The 14,203-nt window shown below is 47.6% G+C and carries 20 protein-coding genes and 3 tRNA genes; 1 reads left to right on the forward strand and 22 read right to left on the reverse strand.

What is annotated here, in order from left to right; translation table 11 throughout:
- Positions 1–365 precede the first annotated feature (365 nt).
- Positions 366–2,045, forward strand: a complete 1,680-nt coding sequence (locus tag IT415_03300; GenBank protein MCC7543706.1) for a hypothetical protein — start codon at positions 366–368, stop codon at positions 2,043–2,045.
- Between the two features lie 52 nt (positions 2,046–2,097).
- Here IT415_03300 and IT415_03305 read toward each other — a convergent pair whose 3' ends face one another.
- The 22 genes from IT415_03305 to rplF all read right to left on the reverse strand — a co-directional run bounded on the left by IT415_03305 (position 2,098) and on the right by rplF (position 14,199).
- Positions 2,098–2,820 (reverse strand): hypothetical protein, encoded by a 723-nt coding sequence (locus IT415_03305; protein MCC7543707.1) that lies wholly within the window; start codon positions 2,818–2,820, stop codon positions 2,098–2,100.
- 60 nt (positions 2,821–2,880) lie between these two features.
- A tRNA-Thr gene (locus IT415_03310) sits at positions 2,881–2,956 on the reverse strand.
- Between the two features lie 263 nt (positions 2,957–3,219).
- Positions 3,220–3,306, reverse strand: a tRNA-Tyr gene (locus IT415_03315).
- Between the two features lie 22 nt (positions 3,307–3,328).
- Positions 3,329–3,403 (reverse strand) — tRNA-Thr (locus IT415_03320).
- 60 nt (positions 3,404–3,463) lie between these two features.
- Positions 3,464–4,105: a hypothetical protein gene (locus IT415_03325; GenBank protein MCC7543708.1), complete on the reverse strand. Its 642-nt coding sequence runs from the start codon at positions 4,103–4,105 to the stop codon at positions 3,464–3,466.
- A complete protein-coding gene (locus IT415_03330) occupies positions 4,102–4,794 on the reverse strand; it encodes a hypothetical protein (protein MCC7543709.1) in 693 nt (230 codons plus the stop codon). The genes IT415_03325 and IT415_03330 overlap by 4 nt, the downstream gene beginning before the upstream one ends.
- On the reverse strand, positions 4,739–5,629 hold the full coding sequence (locus tag IT415_03335; protein ID MCC7543710.1) for an RluA family pseudouridine synthase: 891 nt from the start codon (positions 5,627–5,629) through the stop codon (positions 4,739–4,741). Before IT415_03335 ends, IT415_03330 begins: the two co-directional genes overlap by 56 nt.
- A 30-nt stretch (positions 5,630–5,659) precedes the next feature.
- A complete protein-coding gene (locus tag IT415_03340; protein MCC7543711.1) occupies positions 5,660–6,640 on the reverse strand; it encodes a TrkA family potassium uptake protein in 981 nt (326 codons plus the stop codon).
- A gap of 95 nt (positions 6,641–6,735) precedes the next feature.
- A complete protein-coding gene (gene rpsI / locus IT415_03345; GenBank protein ID MCC7543712.1) occupies positions 6,736–7,137 on the reverse strand; it encodes a 30S ribosomal protein S9 in 402 nt (133 codons plus the stop codon).
- Between the two features lie 2 nt (positions 7,138–7,139).
- Positions 7,140–7,592 (reverse strand): 50S ribosomal protein L13, encoded by a 453-nt coding sequence (rplM, locus tag IT415_03350; GenBank protein MCC7543713.1) that lies wholly within the window; start codon positions 7,590–7,592, stop codon positions 7,140–7,142.
- The gene (gene rplQ / locus IT415_03355; GenBank protein ID MCC7543714.1) at positions 7,589–8,050 is read right to left on the reverse strand and encodes a 50S ribosomal protein L17; all 462 of its coding nucleotides are present in this window, start codon (positions 8,048–8,050) and stop codon (positions 7,589–7,591) included. Before rplQ ends, rplM begins: the two co-directional genes overlap by 4 nt.
- Before the next feature lie 18 nt (positions 8,051–8,068).
- Positions 8,069–9,010, reverse strand: a complete 942-nt coding sequence (locus IT415_03360; GenBank protein MCC7543715.1) for a DNA-directed RNA polymerase subunit alpha — start codon at positions 9,008–9,010, stop codon at positions 8,069–8,071.
- Between the two features lie 22 nt (positions 9,011–9,032).
- The gene (gene rpsD / locus IT415_03365) at positions 9,033–9,644 is read right to left on the reverse strand and encodes a 30S ribosomal protein S4 (GenBank protein MCC7543716.1); all 612 of its coding nucleotides are present in this window, start codon (positions 9,642–9,644) and stop codon (positions 9,033–9,035) included.
- A gap of 2 nt (positions 9,645–9,646) precedes the next feature.
- Positions 9,647–10,042 carry a 30S ribosomal protein S11 gene (rpsK, locus tag IT415_03370; protein ID MCC7543717.1) on the reverse strand — a complete coding sequence of 132 codons (396 nt, stop codon included), beginning with the start codon at positions 10,040–10,042 and terminating at the stop codon, positions 9,647–9,649.
- Between the two features lie 20 nt (positions 10,043–10,062).
- Positions 10,063–10,449, reverse strand: a complete 387-nt coding sequence (gene rpsM, locus IT415_03375) for a 30S ribosomal protein S13 (protein ID MCC7543718.1) — start codon at positions 10,447–10,449, stop codon at positions 10,063–10,065.
- A 10-nt stretch (positions 10,450–10,459) separates the two neighbouring features.
- The gene (rpmJ, locus tag IT415_03380; protein MCC7543719.1) at positions 10,460–10,573 is read right to left on the reverse strand and encodes a 50S ribosomal protein L36; all 114 of its coding nucleotides are present in this window, start codon (positions 10,571–10,573) and stop codon (positions 10,460–10,462) included.
- Between the two features lie 43 nt (positions 10,574–10,616).
- Positions 10,617–10,838, reverse strand: coding sequence for a translation initiation factor IF-1 (gene infA / locus IT415_03385; protein ID MCC7543720.1), 222 nt, complete (start codon positions 10,836–10,838; stop codon positions 10,617–10,619).
- 69 nt (positions 10,839–10,907) lie between these two features.
- Complete coding sequence (secY, locus tag IT415_03390) at positions 10,908–12,224, reverse strand: preprotein translocase subunit SecY (protein ID MCC7543721.1); 1,317 nt, start codon at positions 12,222–12,224, stop codon at positions 10,908–10,910.
- Positions 12,225–12,274: 50 nt separating this feature from the next.
- On the reverse strand, positions 12,275–12,754 hold the full coding sequence (gene rplO, locus IT415_03395) for a 50S ribosomal protein L15 (GenBank protein MCC7543722.1): 480 nt from the start codon (positions 12,752–12,754) through the stop codon (positions 12,275–12,277).
- Positions 12,751–13,254, reverse strand: a complete 504-nt coding sequence (rpsE, locus tag IT415_03400; GenBank protein MCC7543723.1) for a 30S ribosomal protein S5 — start codon at positions 13,252–13,254, stop codon at positions 12,751–12,753. Before rpsE ends, rplO begins: the two co-directional genes overlap by 4 nt.
- A gap of 28 nt (positions 13,255–13,282) precedes the next feature.
- The gene (locus IT415_03405; GenBank protein MCC7543724.1) at positions 13,283–13,645 is read right to left on the reverse strand and encodes a 50S ribosomal protein L18; all 363 of its coding nucleotides are present in this window, start codon (positions 13,643–13,645) and stop codon (positions 13,283–13,285) included.
- Positions 13,646–13,656: 11 nt separating this feature from the next.
- On the reverse strand, positions 13,657–14,199 hold the full coding sequence (gene rplF / locus IT415_03410; GenBank protein MCC7543725.1) for a 50S ribosomal protein L6: 543 nt from the start codon (positions 14,197–14,199) through the stop codon (positions 13,657–13,659).
- Positions 14,200–14,203: the final 4 nt, after the last annotated feature.

The following is a 14,203-nucleotide window of genomic DNA, read 5'->3' on the forward strand; positions in this document are numbered from 1 at the left end:
CGCCACTGCTCAGCAAATAATTTCTCTCCCACCGAGCCGACTCGTCCAAGCTGGCGGTTCGCTTGATCAAGTCGAACTCTGCCAATACTCTGAACCAGAAATTCCCATTCCTGAGACGAGTACGCTGGTGATCCCGCTCTATCTATCGGCTGACTACCCTTGCTCTGCAATTCGTATTAATGAGATAGCCGTTCGTCGATACATCGAAAATCAAGAAAAGGAATTAACTGTTTCACTATATCGACGGGGATGGATTTCATAATCCTGCCTATATCTATTGATAATTCGAGCTTACTGCTGTCAAGCTAGAAATACAGGCAGCTTAAGTGTGTATTTCTTAGCATAAGCTGTATAATTAAGCTGCGATGACTGATTCTGAAAAGATTTTTGATTCTGCCAGTGAATACCAAGTTACTGCCGAGCTCATCAGTCCAATTACCCTCTTGGCTGCCGCACTCCTAACTGTTGATTATCTGCGGGGCATGACGTTCTCTAACTCCCCGACAGTGGTGCTTGGCTTCGTCGGACTCCTGGTCATCATATCACTGCTTCTCTTCATACCGGCTCTAAAATTCGGTAAGCTGCACGCTAGGTACTTAATCCTCTATCATTTACTAATTGCGTTTGCTCTCATTTTTGTGGTGAGTACACAATCATATTATTTGCTGCTGTGGATTCTTCTAGCCTACATCACGAGTAACTACTATGAAGTTTGGGGGCTTTCTATCAATCTTGCGGTCTTACTGATCATAATGATTGTAAGCGTGACATATCAGACGCATGAATTGTCACTCACTCATGTACTGGATATTACCCCTTCATATCTCATGGTGTTTGCTTTGAGTGCTTTGCTTGCCCGGATCGGTCTTGGCAATCGCAAGCAACGCGCCACAATGAAACAAAAAATCACTCAAGCAAATTACGAGCACGAGCGACTCATTGCGCTCATTAACTCGGTCAGCGAGGCGGTGATCGCCATCAATCAAAAGGGCAAGATTACTCTTTTCAATGCGGCGGCGCTTGACCTGATCGATACGAACATGGAGCTCACGGGACAAATGATCAATAATGTGCTGCGCTTGAAAGACGAAAAAAACAACCCGATTGACCTATTAAAACTCGTACGAGACACGAAATACATCCAACACCGAACAGACCTGATCATGCCATACGGCGAAGAGGACCACATTGCCCTTGATGTCAATATCAGCCGCGTATCGATTACAGCGCCCCTCGCCAAGCAAGAAGGCTACATCTTACTGATGCGCGATATCACACACGAGAAATCACTAGATGAAGAGCGTGAATTGTTTATTTCAGAAGTAAGTCACGAGCTACGCACCCCCATTACTATTGCTGAAGCCAATGTGTCTATGGCAGAGCTGTCAGCCAGCAAGCCAGGCATGGATCCTGCAAAACTCACAGAAGTTATTTCAAAGGCCCATAAACAAATATTGTTTTTAGCAGATATGGTCAATGACTTGTCGACACTATCTCGTGCCCAAAGACCCGATGCTGAGATGGACGTAGCTACCTTCCCTATCCAAGAAATTATCGATGAGCTCATGAAGACGTACGTTGCGCAGGCGGAGAAAAAAGGCCTATATCTACATGCTGAGACCGACCAAAATCTTCCACAAGTAACAACATCGCGGCTATACGTAAAAGAAATCATGCAAAACTTCCTTACAAATGCCATCAAGTACACTCGTGAGGGAGGAGCTACGATCATTGCGAAGCTGATTGATGACTACACGCTACAAATCGGCGTGCGAGATACCGGCATAGGCATCGCAAAGAGCGAAGTAAACAAGGTTTATGAAAAATTTTGGCGCTCGGAGGACCCCTATACACGTCAAACGAGCGGTACTGGCCTTGGTCTATTCATTACCGCTAAGCTCGCCAAGCGTATCGGCGCCCAGCTCCACCTCGATAGTGAGCTCAAAAAAGGTTCGACATTTTCGCTACTACTGCCAGTAGTTGCAGTTAAGGACGTCGACGTGAAGAACCTTGTCAAAGAAGAAGTGCAGCACCTCTACGAATAGCTTCATTCACTACACAGTGCGCGGTAAGCAAAAAAAATTGCGGGCTAATATATTATTTGCTTGTGCTAGCTTCGCGCCGTGCCGCGCGCATCGCGAGCACTGTGCAGACTACGACACTCAAGAAGCCAACTACTTGCAGGAAGGAAAATGTAGCCGACTGAAAATCTAGTGGCAAAAATGGCTGTAATGCAAAGACCATGCCCATTATTAAAAAAAACCACGCGAATGAACGTAATCGCCATCGCTGAGAAGTCTTTGTAGCGACCTTTGCCTGCGTAAAAAAATACATTCCCAGTAGGATCAGTGCAAGAAAATCAATCGCCGTCAATATCGCGTAGTATTGTGGATATGCAAAATCGAGCATATAACCCCCATCAGCCGTCCGAATGACCCGAGTATTATATGGTATGTTTACCCAATATGATGCTGCAACGCAGACGCCAGTGTAGAGGGCTAAGCCTATCTTGGCTAACGATTGTACTGCCTGGTGGCTTGCGAGAAAAATACGGACAGCAATAAGCCAGATAATAAATAGAGTGAGATATTGTAGTGTGTCACCGATAAAGATCCCCCAACTTAATAGCAATGCATCGCTGATAAACGTTGTCGGTATCATAAATGCCATCAAAGCCAATAGCATCGTGAAACTTGCCACAGTCAGATACGTACCAATCTGATTTGTGCTGGACCGCATGGAGCGTAGCCCCCGAACAAAAAGATACAATATAACTGGCAGACCAATGTACCAGTGGATAACATTAAGCGGAATGCGCATATACTTTATACTACCACTTACGCAACAAAAAAGCCCATTCTTATTGCACAGACTAATGTATGGAGCCCGCGAGAGGAATCGAACCCCCAACCTACGGTTTACAAAACCGTTGCTCTGCCAATTGAGCTACGCGGGCTTACTTATGAGAACAGTGCTGTTACTAAAACATCAAATCGCGGCTGGACAATCAATAGAATACCAACGACTACCGCCAAAAGTCCAGGGACCCACGCCACTAAACTCGTGTAACCAACAGCCCCAGGAACAATCGCTAGCAGAGCGATATCAATCAATAACAACACACATCCAAAAGAATGTATTGCACGATTGCATTTTGTTTTCAGTACCTTCATCTATTTCATGACTCTGCAGTTGGGCTTCAACCAACGGGTTAAATACTGGTGCAGGGGGAGGGATTCGAACCCCCGAAGGCATGAAGCCGACAGATTTACAGTCTGTTGCGTTTGACCGCTTCGCTACCCCTGCATGATGGCTGTACTATTTCTCATGGAGCCCAAGACGAGGATTGAACTCGTGACCCCTTCCTTACCATGGAAGTGCTCTACCACTGAGCTACTTGGGCATCATTACAGAGTAAATATGATATACTCATGTCAAACTACACCAGGAAAGCTTACCATTTTTAACTATTTTTTTCAATCAATAATTGCTGCCATTGACTCGCCCTCTCGGAATCCTGATGGGCACGATACCATTGTATGACTGACTGAACAACAGGCTGATTCGTTCGATCAAACTCGTGCGCCGCAAGGAGTGCTTCAAGTTGTTTTTGAGGCTGATGTGCGAGAGCGTGCATTTTTGAGAGGGACATATATCGCACCAGAGACGGTTCGAGCTCTATTGCTTGCTCCATGGCTTGTATCGCCCGCTCCGACTGTTTGGCGTGATAGAGAATCGTACTGTAGTTATGCAGATCTGCAGCGGTGGTTTCGCGTCGCATTACAAGCTCCAAGCACTCCTGCGCATCGGCATAATTGTGCAAATACGAATATACCAGCGCAAGCCGGCGGTATGCGGTGAGATTCTTATGATCAAGCTTGAGAACCCTCAAGAACGCTTTCTCGGCAGAAGTCCATTTGCGCTCACTGTAGTATCGCTCAGCAGTATCGATAAGGCGCTGCAATTCTGACTCATGTGTTACGGCTGAATTATCCGCGCCAGAGTTAAGGAAGTGAGCCAGTTGATTATAGGTACTGCGCGACAAATGCCAGGTAATACCGGCCAATATCCCAAAGACCAGCACTGGCCAGACTATACCCATCATGACTCAATCCCCTGTGCAGCCCATGCTTCAAGAAGAAGTCGATAATTTGGTACGTTTTGAGCGTAAGCACCATATTCAGATAACCAAGCGAGATCAGTTAGTTTAGCATTGCGGTGCAAATCGTTTAACAGATTATAATATTCAACATCCAGCGTCTTAGACTCATGATATGAGCTAATTAGAGCTAACTTGGCAGCAACCAACGATGCGTTCGCTAATTCGGACGGCGAGTGCTCAGAATTACCAGGTGTTGCTGCTACAATTGCCGTGCGTGATCGTATCGTAGGAAGCAGTCGTGCCGCAGAATGAGCGGTTAGAAGAAAGGATGTCCTCTCTGGAGGCTCCTCCAAGAGTTTTAGAAGTGCATTCGCCGCCTCTTGGTTCATATTGTCGGCGTCGTAAATCACAACCCAGCGATGCTGGCTGGCACTACTAGCAGTCAGCGACAGCTCCTGGACGATATCGATAATTTGCTTGCGCAATATCTTGTTTTTTTCGGGTCGAACAACCAGTACTTCTGGACGATCTAGCACTACGTCTTTGGAGCATTGTAATGCATGAGCTATCTCAGAGATCACAATATCTTCACAATCCGCTTGATTTGTGCCAGTCACTGTCTTTGCATGCATGGCTCTATTGTACCGGGATTTTACAGTCAAATTCATCCAGGGTGCGCAGGAAAATATCATCTGGCTCTGCAATAAATGTTTTCTTCACGCCACTCGGCAACGGAAGTTGTAAGGAATGAGCGTGAAGCATGAGACGATGCCCGGTTGGAGAACGATCCCCGTACAGCGGATCACCCACTATAGGGTGCTTAATGGCGGCGAGATGTACGCGTATTTGATGGGTGCGCCCGGTCGTCGGGCGAGCAGCGATAAGTGTTGCTGCACTGCCCCGAGATAGCCCCTGTATGTATGTTTGAGCCTGCTTGCCAAGCGGATCAACCTCCATCCGGGTAGCATTCTTAGTCGAGCGCGATAAACTAAAAGTGATTCTCTGCACCCCGTAGCCAACTTCGCCCCAGACCAATGCCCAATATTCTTTTTCGACTACACGTGCCCTGAAGGCAGCTTGCAATGCCCTCTTGGCGGCTTCGTGTTTTGCAATAATCATTACGCCGGAAGTATCCCTATCAAGTCGGTGCACGATCCCCGGGCGCACAATATCTTGATCGTGCACGCGACCAAGCAAGCTTCCCGAAACGCTAGCTTCGCGCGAGCCAGGCTTCGGGTGCGAAATTAGGCCAGCTGGCTTATTGATAACAATCACATCTTCATCTTCGTAAAGTATGGGGATGTCATCGGCAGCAAGCTGCTTGATCTCAACTTTTGGCGGCTCGCCGACTATCTGAATATTATCTGCCTGCCGTATGATGTGGTTCGCTTTAACGGCCCGACCATCTATCCGCACCCCTCCAGACTTGATGTGTTTTTGCCAGGCACTACGTGTAGCGTCTGGGCGCATCTGAGCTAGAAAAGTGTCGAGTCGCAAGCCCACGTGCGACTCATCCGGTAAAAGCATATCTATCCCCCATTTTATTTCTTACTATCCTCACACCAGCTCATGAACTTGTTTGAGCTGAGCTTGGGTACCCATCACGATAAGCCGATCGCCGGCATACATCGTTTCGTTGCCCGACGGATTCACCTTACTCATGCCATCTGCTGCATTGAGAGCAAGTATTGTTGCACCGACCCGCTCATGATAGAGGTCATTGAGTGTCTTGCCAGCAAGATGGCTCCGCTGCGGGATATGAATTTCCTCTACATGCAGCTGACTATTATCATTGGTCGACAGCACTTCAAGGAAATCCACTGCATTGGGGCGAGTCAGCATTGTCGCCATATGATACGCACCGATCTGATACGGAAGCGCTGTTCGATCCGCTCCTGCTCGCTCCATACGTTGTCGATTTTCATCGCGATTGACTCGTGCCACGATAAATACATCAGAATTGAGCTGCCGACAGGCTAGGGTCACGAACAAATTTGCGCTATCATCGCCGAGTGTAGCGACAACTCCCTTAGCACGCTCGATACCAACTGCCTTCAGCACATCTTCATCGGTAGAGTCGCCCAATAGTGCAGTGTGGCCTTCAGCAATCGCACGCTTCACCTTATCCTCATCTTTATCGAGAGCGACATAGGTCGCACCCTCATCTCGGAGTTCCTCAACTACTTGCGAGCCTACTCGACCGAGGCCACAAACAATATAGTGCTGTTTCATTTTTGCAACTTTGCTACGCATTTGATGTCGTTTTAAACCGTCTCCTAACCCTACTATATAGTCTGCTAAAACCTTAAGCAAATACGCCACAACTACGATTGAAGACAGCACCAGGAATACGACAAGCGCTCGGCTGGCGGGATCTTTGAAGCCATAGTGATCAAAGTGACTCAAGAGGATCATGATGGTTTCATAAAAAGCCTCGCTAGGCTCAATGCGTGCTGTCTCACTAAAACCAACCGTCCCAATGACAATTAATAGGATTGTCAGGATGCCAATATTTCGCAATAGTTTCTTGTCTACCATAAGCGCTTACGAGTCATTATACCTGGTTCGTCACTGCGCTGCGAACAAAAAAGTCTCGATTAAGAGACTTTTTTGAAAGATGTTCTGCGTAATATTTAACGCTTTGAGAACTGAGGAGCTTTGCGAGCCTTCTTGAGCCCGTACTTTTTGCGTTCTTTTTCGCGTGGGTCACGAGTTAGATGACCAGCCTTCTTCAAGCTTAGTCGAAAATCATCACTCATCTCTACGAGAGCGCGAGCAATGCCGAGACGGATCGCATCAACTTGACCACGTTTACCCCCACCTTCAACTCGCACAATTGCATCGAGCTGACCCTGCTTACTGACTTGCTCGAGTGGTGCGGTCATAAGCTTAATGAGCGTATCGTTGTTGAAGTATTCGCCTGCAGGAATCGTATTGACTGTAATAGCGCCCTTCCCATTCATCAATCGCACGGTTGCTACAGCTTCTTTGCGACGACCTACAGCGTAGTAATATTGTTTTTTTGATTCTGCCATAATTACTTCACCTTCCATTCTTTAGGCTGCTGTGCGGTGTGCGGGTGATCTGGGCCAGCGTGTACGTGCAGTCTACCAAGCATATGTTTTGCAAGCTTGTTCTTGGGGAGCATCCCCTTAACGGCTAACTCAATCACGCGCTCTGGGTGCTTCTCGAGCTGGTCGGCCAAAGATATTTCCTTGATACCGCCAGGGTAACCGCTGTGGCGGTAGTATTTCTTATCAGTTAGCTTATTGCCCGTAACGGCAACTTTTTCGGCATTAATAACGATGACACAGCCGCCAACAAGTGCATGTGGGCTATATTGTGGCTTGTCCTTGCCCATGAGCTTCATTGCAATTTGAGTAGCCAGACGACCAAGTACTACATCGGTAGCATCGACAATATACCATTCAGGCTTAAACTCGAGCGGTTTCGGAGCAAACGAGCGATTATCTTTAGTGATGAGGCTCATTTTTTTGTCTCCTTTACTGGCTTTTTGTCATTCTTTTTGTCCGATTTTACAGCTTCTGCTTTTTGAGCTTGAATTTTTTTAATCTTTTCTTCAAAATCATCATCCAAAACAAGGCTAACTTTTGTCATTGCTGCAGCATCCCCTCGCCGATAGCCAGTGGCAATAAGTCGCGTATAGCCCGAGGGGCGACTCTCGAAGCCGTGTACGAGCTCTTGAATAAGCTTATCAGCAGCCGTCTTTGAGCCAAGATCGGCATGTATACGACGAATATTGTGAAGGCCGCCTTTTTTAGCGCGCGTAACGAGACGGTCAAATACTGGCTTGATAGCTTTTGCTTTCGCCTCAGTTGTCTCAATTGATTCATATAGAACCAATGATTCTAGCAAGCCCTTCACCACAGCCGAACGAGGGCCGTTTTTACGGGAGAGCTTGGATGTGGTGTGATAGTGAGCGTGCATAATACTTCCTTACGCTGATTATTCAGCAAGTGAAATCCCCATTTCTTCGAGTTTTTCAAGCACCTCTTCAAACGCTTTTTGACCAAAGCCCTTAAGTGACTTCAAGTCACTCTTAGTGAGTTGTGTGAGGTCACCGACAGTGAGAATGTCATTGTTGATAAGAGCATTAGTTGTGCGCTGACTCATTGAGAGCTCTTCGACTGCGATTTGGCCATGCTCTGCTTCTGCTTTTGCTTCTGCGGTCATAATGCCATCAATGCCGACAGATACAACATCCATGCCAGCAAGTACTTGGAAGTGCCCCACAAGGATCTGGGCTGCCTGCTGCATAGCTTGAGCTGGTGTTACGCTTCCGTCTGTCTCGACTTCCATGACTAGGCTATCCAGGTTCGTCATTTGACCAACGCGAGTGTTCTCAATGTCAAAACGTACGCGCTTGATTGGAGTATAGATTGCGTCTACGGCAATGTAGCCAATGGGCAATTTTTCTGAACCACGGGTTTCTACTGGACTATAACCACGACCTTGCTCGATGCGCAATTCGATCTCGAGCTTACCCTTTGCGTCATCGATATAGCAGAGCTCGAGGTCCTTGTTCACGATTTGCACGGCTTCGGTTTCTTTGATGTTGGCAGCAGTAACGGTACCCTTACCTGATTTGGTGAGAGTTATGAATGTGGGCTCATCACCATGATATGCAACCTTGAGCCGCTTGATATTGAGGATAAGTGTAATAACATCCTCGCGAATCCCTTTGATAGTTGTAAACTCGTGGTCTACACCGTCAATCTTAACTGCAGTAACGGCAGCACCCGCCAAGCTCGAGAGCAAGACACGACGCATCGAGTTGCCGATAGTCATACCATAGCCTGGATACAGAGGTTCTACAGTGAAACGGCTCGTCAGTTCTGAGAGCTGTTCCTCTTTCATTTCTGGTAGGTTTATGTTGTAAAGCGCCATGATAACTCCTATTTGGTTAGTTTTATCGCGAGTAATACTCGATAATTAGTTGTTCTTCAATAAAGTTGTCACTGTCGTCGCGGAGTGGCAGGCTTGTGACGGTGCCTGTCAGCTTCTTTGGATCAAGCTTCAGCCAGCTTGGCATTTCTTGATTCTTCAACTCCTCTGTGCGGGCTACGAAGTAAGCATTCTTTTGGCTTGATTCTTTCACGGTAATTTCATCTCCCGGCTTAACTGCTGCAGAAGGTATGTTTATTTTTTTGCCATTCAGGCGAATATGCGCGTGGCTCACTAGCTGACGAGCGGCTTGTCTTGAGGGCGCAAAGCCAAGTCGATAGACGACGTTATCGAGGCGCAATTCCAGCAGGCGCAGAAGGTTTTCACCCGCAATACCCTCTCGTCGAATCGCCTCAGAAACATAGCGACTGAATTGCTTTTCCATAACGCCATACAGACGTTTTACCTTTTGCTTTTCTCGCAACTGAACCGCGAAGTCTGATGGCTTAGGGCGACGTGCCTGTCCGTGCTGACCTGGAGCAAAATTACGACGAGTAAGCGCTTTTACAGCCTTAGGATGAAGCTGTACGCCTTCGCGACGAGCTAGTTTCGCTATTGGGGTAAGATTACGAGCCATGACTAGTTCCTCTTTGCCTTTCGTGGACGACAGCCATTGTGCGGTACGCCTGTGATGTCCTTGATACTTGATACAGCTATACTAGTATTCTGAAGCGCACGAACAGCACTCTCTCGACCAGAACCAATCCCTTGAACTACCACTTCTACTTGCACCAAACCAAAGTCCTTGGCCTTTTCGAGCGCTTTTTCTGTAGCGATCTGAGCGGCATATGGAGTACTCTTGCGTGAACCCTTGAACCCAGCCGAACCCGACGATGCCCAGGCAACGACATTCCCAGCTTCGTCGGTAATACTTATCATAGTGTTATTAAACGTAGCCTGAATATGCACAACGCCCTTGGCGATATTGCGCTTTTGCTTCTTACGACGAGTTTTTGATTTGGTTGCTTGTGCCATCATGTATCCTTAAAACTTACTTACGTCTTAGCCGCAGCCTTCTTACGGCCAGAACCCATGGTAACTTTCTTGCCACGCTTAGTGCGGCCATTTGTTTTCGTTCGCTGACCTCGTGATGGAAGATTGGCGATATGGCGCAGCCCGCGGTAAGCCTTGATTTCTTTGAGTCGCTTAATATTGAGCGTCACTCGACGAGAAAGCTCAGCTTCCACTTCGTAATTCGCATCAAGCTCGTTACGCAGCTTAGCAAGATCAGCTTCAGTCAAATCCTTCACACGTATATCAGGATTAATATCAAGCTTCTTCAATATATCCTGACTGGACTTAAGTCCGATGCCGTAGACATAGGTTAGTGCAATTTCAATACGCTTTTCATTTGGTATATTTGTGCCTGCGATACGAGCCATGGTTTAAATTTTATCCTTGACGCTGCTTATGCTTAGGGTTCTCACAAATAACACGAACGACGCCCTTACGACGGACGACTTTACAGCGATCACACATTGGCTTAACGCCTGCTCGTACTTTCATTTGGTGAGTAATCCCCTAACGATTATCTATCTACGACTGCAACTTACCGGTGTCTATACACAATGCGACCCTTTTCGAGATCGTATGGCGTCATTTCCAGCGTAACCTTGTCGCCTGGAAGAATCTTGATATAGTGCATGCGCATTTTCCCAGAAACGTGCGCCAACACAATATGGCCGTTTTCGAGCTCTACACGAAACTTAACGTTCGGTAGTGCTTCGACAACCGTGCCTTCTACTTCGATTACTTCCTTTGTACTGGTCATAGTTACAGTGCTACAGTAGTTAATTCTATCTGATAATTCCCTATCTGTAAAGCCTTTTTCATGGGTATTTTAGTACTTTTCATAGGTTGCCATCAAAATACGCGATTCGGCCTGTCTCATCGTCTCAATAGCCACTGAAACCAAGATAAATACACCTGTACCACCGATCGCAATACTCTCACTACTATCAAAGAATCGCGCTAAAACGAATGGCATAAGAGCTATGAGCCCGAGAGCCAGAGCGCCAGACAGGTTCAGTCTGCGAATTACTCGCTTCAGATAAGTAGCTGTTTCGTTACCAGGGCGGATTCCAGGGATAAAACCACCTTGCTTCTGGAGGTTTTCAGCTATTTCCTTGGGCTTAAACACGATAGATGTGTAGAAGAAAGTGAAGACAAAAATCAGGAGGAAATAGGTGGCGGCATAGACTGTCGATTGGGCAGAAAACCAGGTTGTTAAGTTCTGCGCTAACTGCGCTACCCATGGGGTTTTGGCATTCGCGAGCAACTGACCAAGAAAAGTTGGCACCGAGAGTAAGGCCAGGGCAAAGATTACCGGAATCACACCGGCAGTAATAAGCCTGAGCGGTAAATGTGTATCAACGCTATTGTAGCCGGCTAGTGCTGCACTGCGACGCGCATACGAGATTGGTATGTTGCGCTGCGCTTCATTCACAAGAACCACCACAAAAACAGTTATAAGACCGACTATCCCAAGCAACCCGACCTTCAAGGCCTGACTAGCATCCCCCTGCAACAGCGTCAGCTGTTGCGTCACGATTCCTGGTAAACTAGCTACGATTCCAGCAGCGATAATAATTGAGATACCATTGCCGATACCATACTCACTGATGAGCTCACCTAACCACATCAAGAGCATAGATCCTGCTACCATGGTAAGAATCAAGAATGCCCACTGACCGATGCTGGGGTTCCCGATGAGATCAGTGCCAGTTGATTGCTGAGATATCTGACGCACAACTGCCACCACCGCAAACGACTGCACCACCGCCAGCGGAACCGTCAGATAGCGCATGTACTGGTTAAGCTGCTGTCTACCCCGCTCGCCCTCTTTCGAAAGACTCTCCCAAGAGGGAATAACTTGCTGCAACAGCTGCACCACGATTGAAGCGGTAATGTATGGACCGATTCCCATGGCAATGATTGAAAAGTTCGAGAGTGCTCCACCAGTAAATAGATTTGCAAATCCGAGAATCGGTGTGCGCGAGAAAAATGAGAGCAAGAAAGTCTGTAAGCGCTTCGAATCTGGGACTGGAACTGGGATATGGGTAAGTAAGCTGTATATCACAAGAATGCCGGCGATTACGAGTAACCGCTTCCGCAATTCTTTGTTCTTCCAGAGCTGACTGATGTTCGATCGGTTCATATCAGTACCCAGTATACCCCATCACTACCCTCCTACGAGTATCTCTTTGCTTACTTTGCGTCTTTTTTGTCGGTTGCAGTAGCCTTGGCCTTCGCAAGCTCAACAATCTTGATCGAGCCGCCGACTTTTTCTACTGCCTTCAGGGCTGGCTGTGAGCTAGCTTGGACTTCGATAGTGAGAGCGTCTTTAGGGGTTCCTGGACCAACCAACTTCACAGGTCTATCTGCGTACTTAATAAGGCCTAATTTTTTCAGGGTTTCTGCATCAACCTTCTTGGTGCCCGTAGCGTCAAGTTGAGCAAGGCGAACAAGCTGATACGAAACGCCGGCGTGCTTGAAGCCGCGAGCTTTAGGCAATCGCATCGAAAGCTTTGTCTGTCCACCTTCGAACCCTGGCTTAAGCTTCTTACCCGTACGAGCTTTTTGACCCTTTGTGCCCCGTCCAGCTGTCTTGCCGCCGCCAGCAGATATACCGCGACCTACTCGTGATGACTTAGTATGGGCCTTGAGGGTTAATTCATGAAACTTCATTTCGAGACCTCCTTCGTGGCTTCATCGGCAGACTTGCCGCGAACTGGTGCGTGATTAAGAGACTGTAATGCCACAAGTGTCGCATTGGCATTGTTGATCTTATTCGTACTACCAAGTGCCTTGGTAAAAACATCACGTACACCCGCTACTTCAAGCACAGAGCGAACAGCGCCACCGGCAATTACACCAGTTCCTTCAGGTGCAGGCTTCATAAACACCCGTGCTCCACCAAATTTAGCCCCTACTTCGTGGGCAATAGTAGTACCGGTGAGCTGCAAGGTAAACATACTCTTGCGGCCTACGAGTGTTGCCTTCTGGATAGCCGAGGTAACATCGCGACCCTTACCTACGCCTACGCCGACGCCACCATGGCCATCACCAACAACAACCGTCGCGCGAAAACGGAAACGGCGACCACCTTTTACTACACGGGCGACACGATCAAGCGAGATCATTCGCTCGATAAGTTCTGGTCCATTGACATCTTGAGCCTGCTTCATACCAGGTTGTGTATTCGTTGGTCGCATATTATATCTCCAATCCTTTCTCTCGTGCAGCATCAGCTAATGCGGCGACTCGTCCATGATACTGTTTTGCACCACGATCAAAAGTAGCGGCAGTAATCTTAACTTTCAATGCAGCATCGGCAATTTCTTGCCCAACCCAGACTGCTTTTTCAGTCATAGTTTTTTTAGCGACGGCTTTTTGGCCTACGGTAGACACTGATACGAGGGTCTTCTGTGCATCGTCATCGATAAGCTGAGCGGCAACATGCTTCAGCGAAACATGCACGCTTAATCGTGGACGTTCTGTAGTGCCATGAAGACGAGCGCGAGTACGCAAACCGCGGCGGATAGTATGATTTCGTTTAAGTCGTAATTCTTTTAGCATAATAATCTTCCTTATGCAGCCTTAGCTGCAGCCTTTCCAGCTTTACGTCGGATGCGCTCATCGGCGTACTTAATACCCTTACCTTTATATGGTTCAGGCTTCTTCAATGCGCGAATCTCGGCAGCTACGGCACCGACTTGCTGCTTATCGGCTCCACTGACAGTAATGGAATTGCCTTCTACTTGCAGTTCAATGCCTTCTGGCGCCTTGAAGTCGATCTTATGAGAGAAGCCAAGTGCAAATTGCAGATCATTACCCCTTTTCTCTACACGAAATCCAACGCCATTCATTTCCAGCTTCTTCGCGAAGCCATTCGTCACACCTTGTACGGCATTATCGATGAGCGTACGCAAAAGCCCAAACTGAGCATTTGTGATACGATTCTGAACCTGCTGCTCAACGACAAGCTGCTCAGCATCTTGCTTGATCGTAAAGCCAGGAGCAATCGTCACTTGGAGCTCACCTTTTGGCCCTTGAGCCGTAAGCGTTTGCTCTGCGATTGCCACAGTCGTGCCAGCAGGGATTGTAATGGGGTTTCGTCCTATTCTACTCATAGCG

The sequence above is a fragment of the bacterium genome (assembly GCA_020854115.1).
Lineage (GTDB): Bacteria > Patescibacteriota > Saccharimonadia > CAILAD01.

Bases quoted from the DNA above. Each gene is read 5' to 3' on its own strand.
- IT415_03335 (MCC7543710.1), bottom strand. From the start codon at position 5,629: ATGCTTTTACCGGATGAGTCGCACGTGGGCTTGCGACTCGACACTTTT.
- secY (MCC7543721.1), bottom strand. From the start codon at position 12,224: ATGAACCGATCGAACATCAGTCAGCTCTGGAAGAACAAAGAATTGCGG.
- rpsI (MCC7543712.1), bottom strand. From the start codon at position 7,137: ATGGCAGAATCAAAAAAACAATATTACTACGCTGTAGGTCGTCGCAAA.
- rpsM (MCC7543718.1), bottom strand. From the start codon at position 10,449: ATGGCTCGTATCGCAGGCACAAATATACCAAATGAAAAGCGTATTGAA.
- IT415_03305 (MCC7543707.1), bottom strand. From the start codon at position 2,820: ATGCGCATTCCGCTTAATGTTATCCACTGGTACATTGGTCTGCCAGTT.
- rplQ (MCC7543714.1), bottom strand. From the start codon at position 8,050: ATGCACGCTCACTATCACACCACATCCAAGCTCTCCCGTAAAAACGGC.
- rplF (MCC7543725.1), bottom strand. From the start codon at position 14,199: ATGAGTAGAATAGGACGAAACCCCATTACAATCCCTGCTGGCACGACT.
- IT415_03330 (MCC7543709.1), bottom strand. From the start codon at position 4,794: ATGATATTTTCCTGCGCACCCTGGATGAATTTGACTGTAAAATCCCGG.
- rpsE (MCC7543723.1), bottom strand. From the start codon at position 13,254: ATGAAGCAGGCTCAAGATGTCAATGGACCAGAACTTATCGAGCGAATG.
- IT415_03340 (MCC7543711.1), bottom strand. From the start codon at position 6,640: ATGGTAGACAAGAAACTATTGCGAAATATTGGCATCCTGACAATCCTA.
- rpsK (MCC7543717.1), bottom strand. From the start codon at position 10,042: ATGGCACAAGCAACCAAATCAAAAACTCGTCGTAAGAAGCAAAAGCGC.
- rplM (MCC7543713.1), bottom strand. From the start codon at position 7,592: ATGAGCCTCATCACTAAAGATAATCGCTCGTTTGCTCCGAAACCGCTC.
- IT415_03325 (MCC7543708.1), bottom strand. From the start codon at position 4,105: ATGATGGGTATAGTCTGGCCAGTGCTGGTCTTTGGGATATTGGCCGGT.
- IT415_03360 (MCC7543715.1), bottom strand. From the start codon at position 9,010: ATGGCGCTTTACAACATAAACCTACCAGAAATGAAAGAGGAACAGCTC.
- IT415_03405 (MCC7543724.1), bottom strand. From the start codon at position 13,645: ATGCTAAAAGAATTACGACTTAAACGAAATCATACTATCCGCCGCGGT.
- rpmJ (MCC7543719.1), bottom strand. From the start codon at position 10,573: ATGAAAGTACGAGCAGGCGTTAAGCCAATGTGTGATCGCTGTAAAGTC.
- IT415_03300 (MCC7543706.1), top strand. From the start codon at position 366: ATGACTGATTCTGAAAAGATTTTTGATTCTGCCAGTGAATACCAAGTT.
- rpsD (MCC7543716.1), bottom strand. From the start codon at position 9,644: ATGGCTCGTAATCTTACCCCAATAGCGAAACTAGCTCGTCGCGAAGGC.
- rplO (MCC7543722.1), bottom strand. From the start codon at position 12,754: ATGAAGTTTCATGAATTAACCCTCAAGGCCCATACTAAGTCATCACGA.
- infA (MCC7543720.1), bottom strand. From the start codon at position 10,838: ATGACCAGTACAAAGGAAGTAATCGAAGTAGAAGGCACGGTTGTCGAA.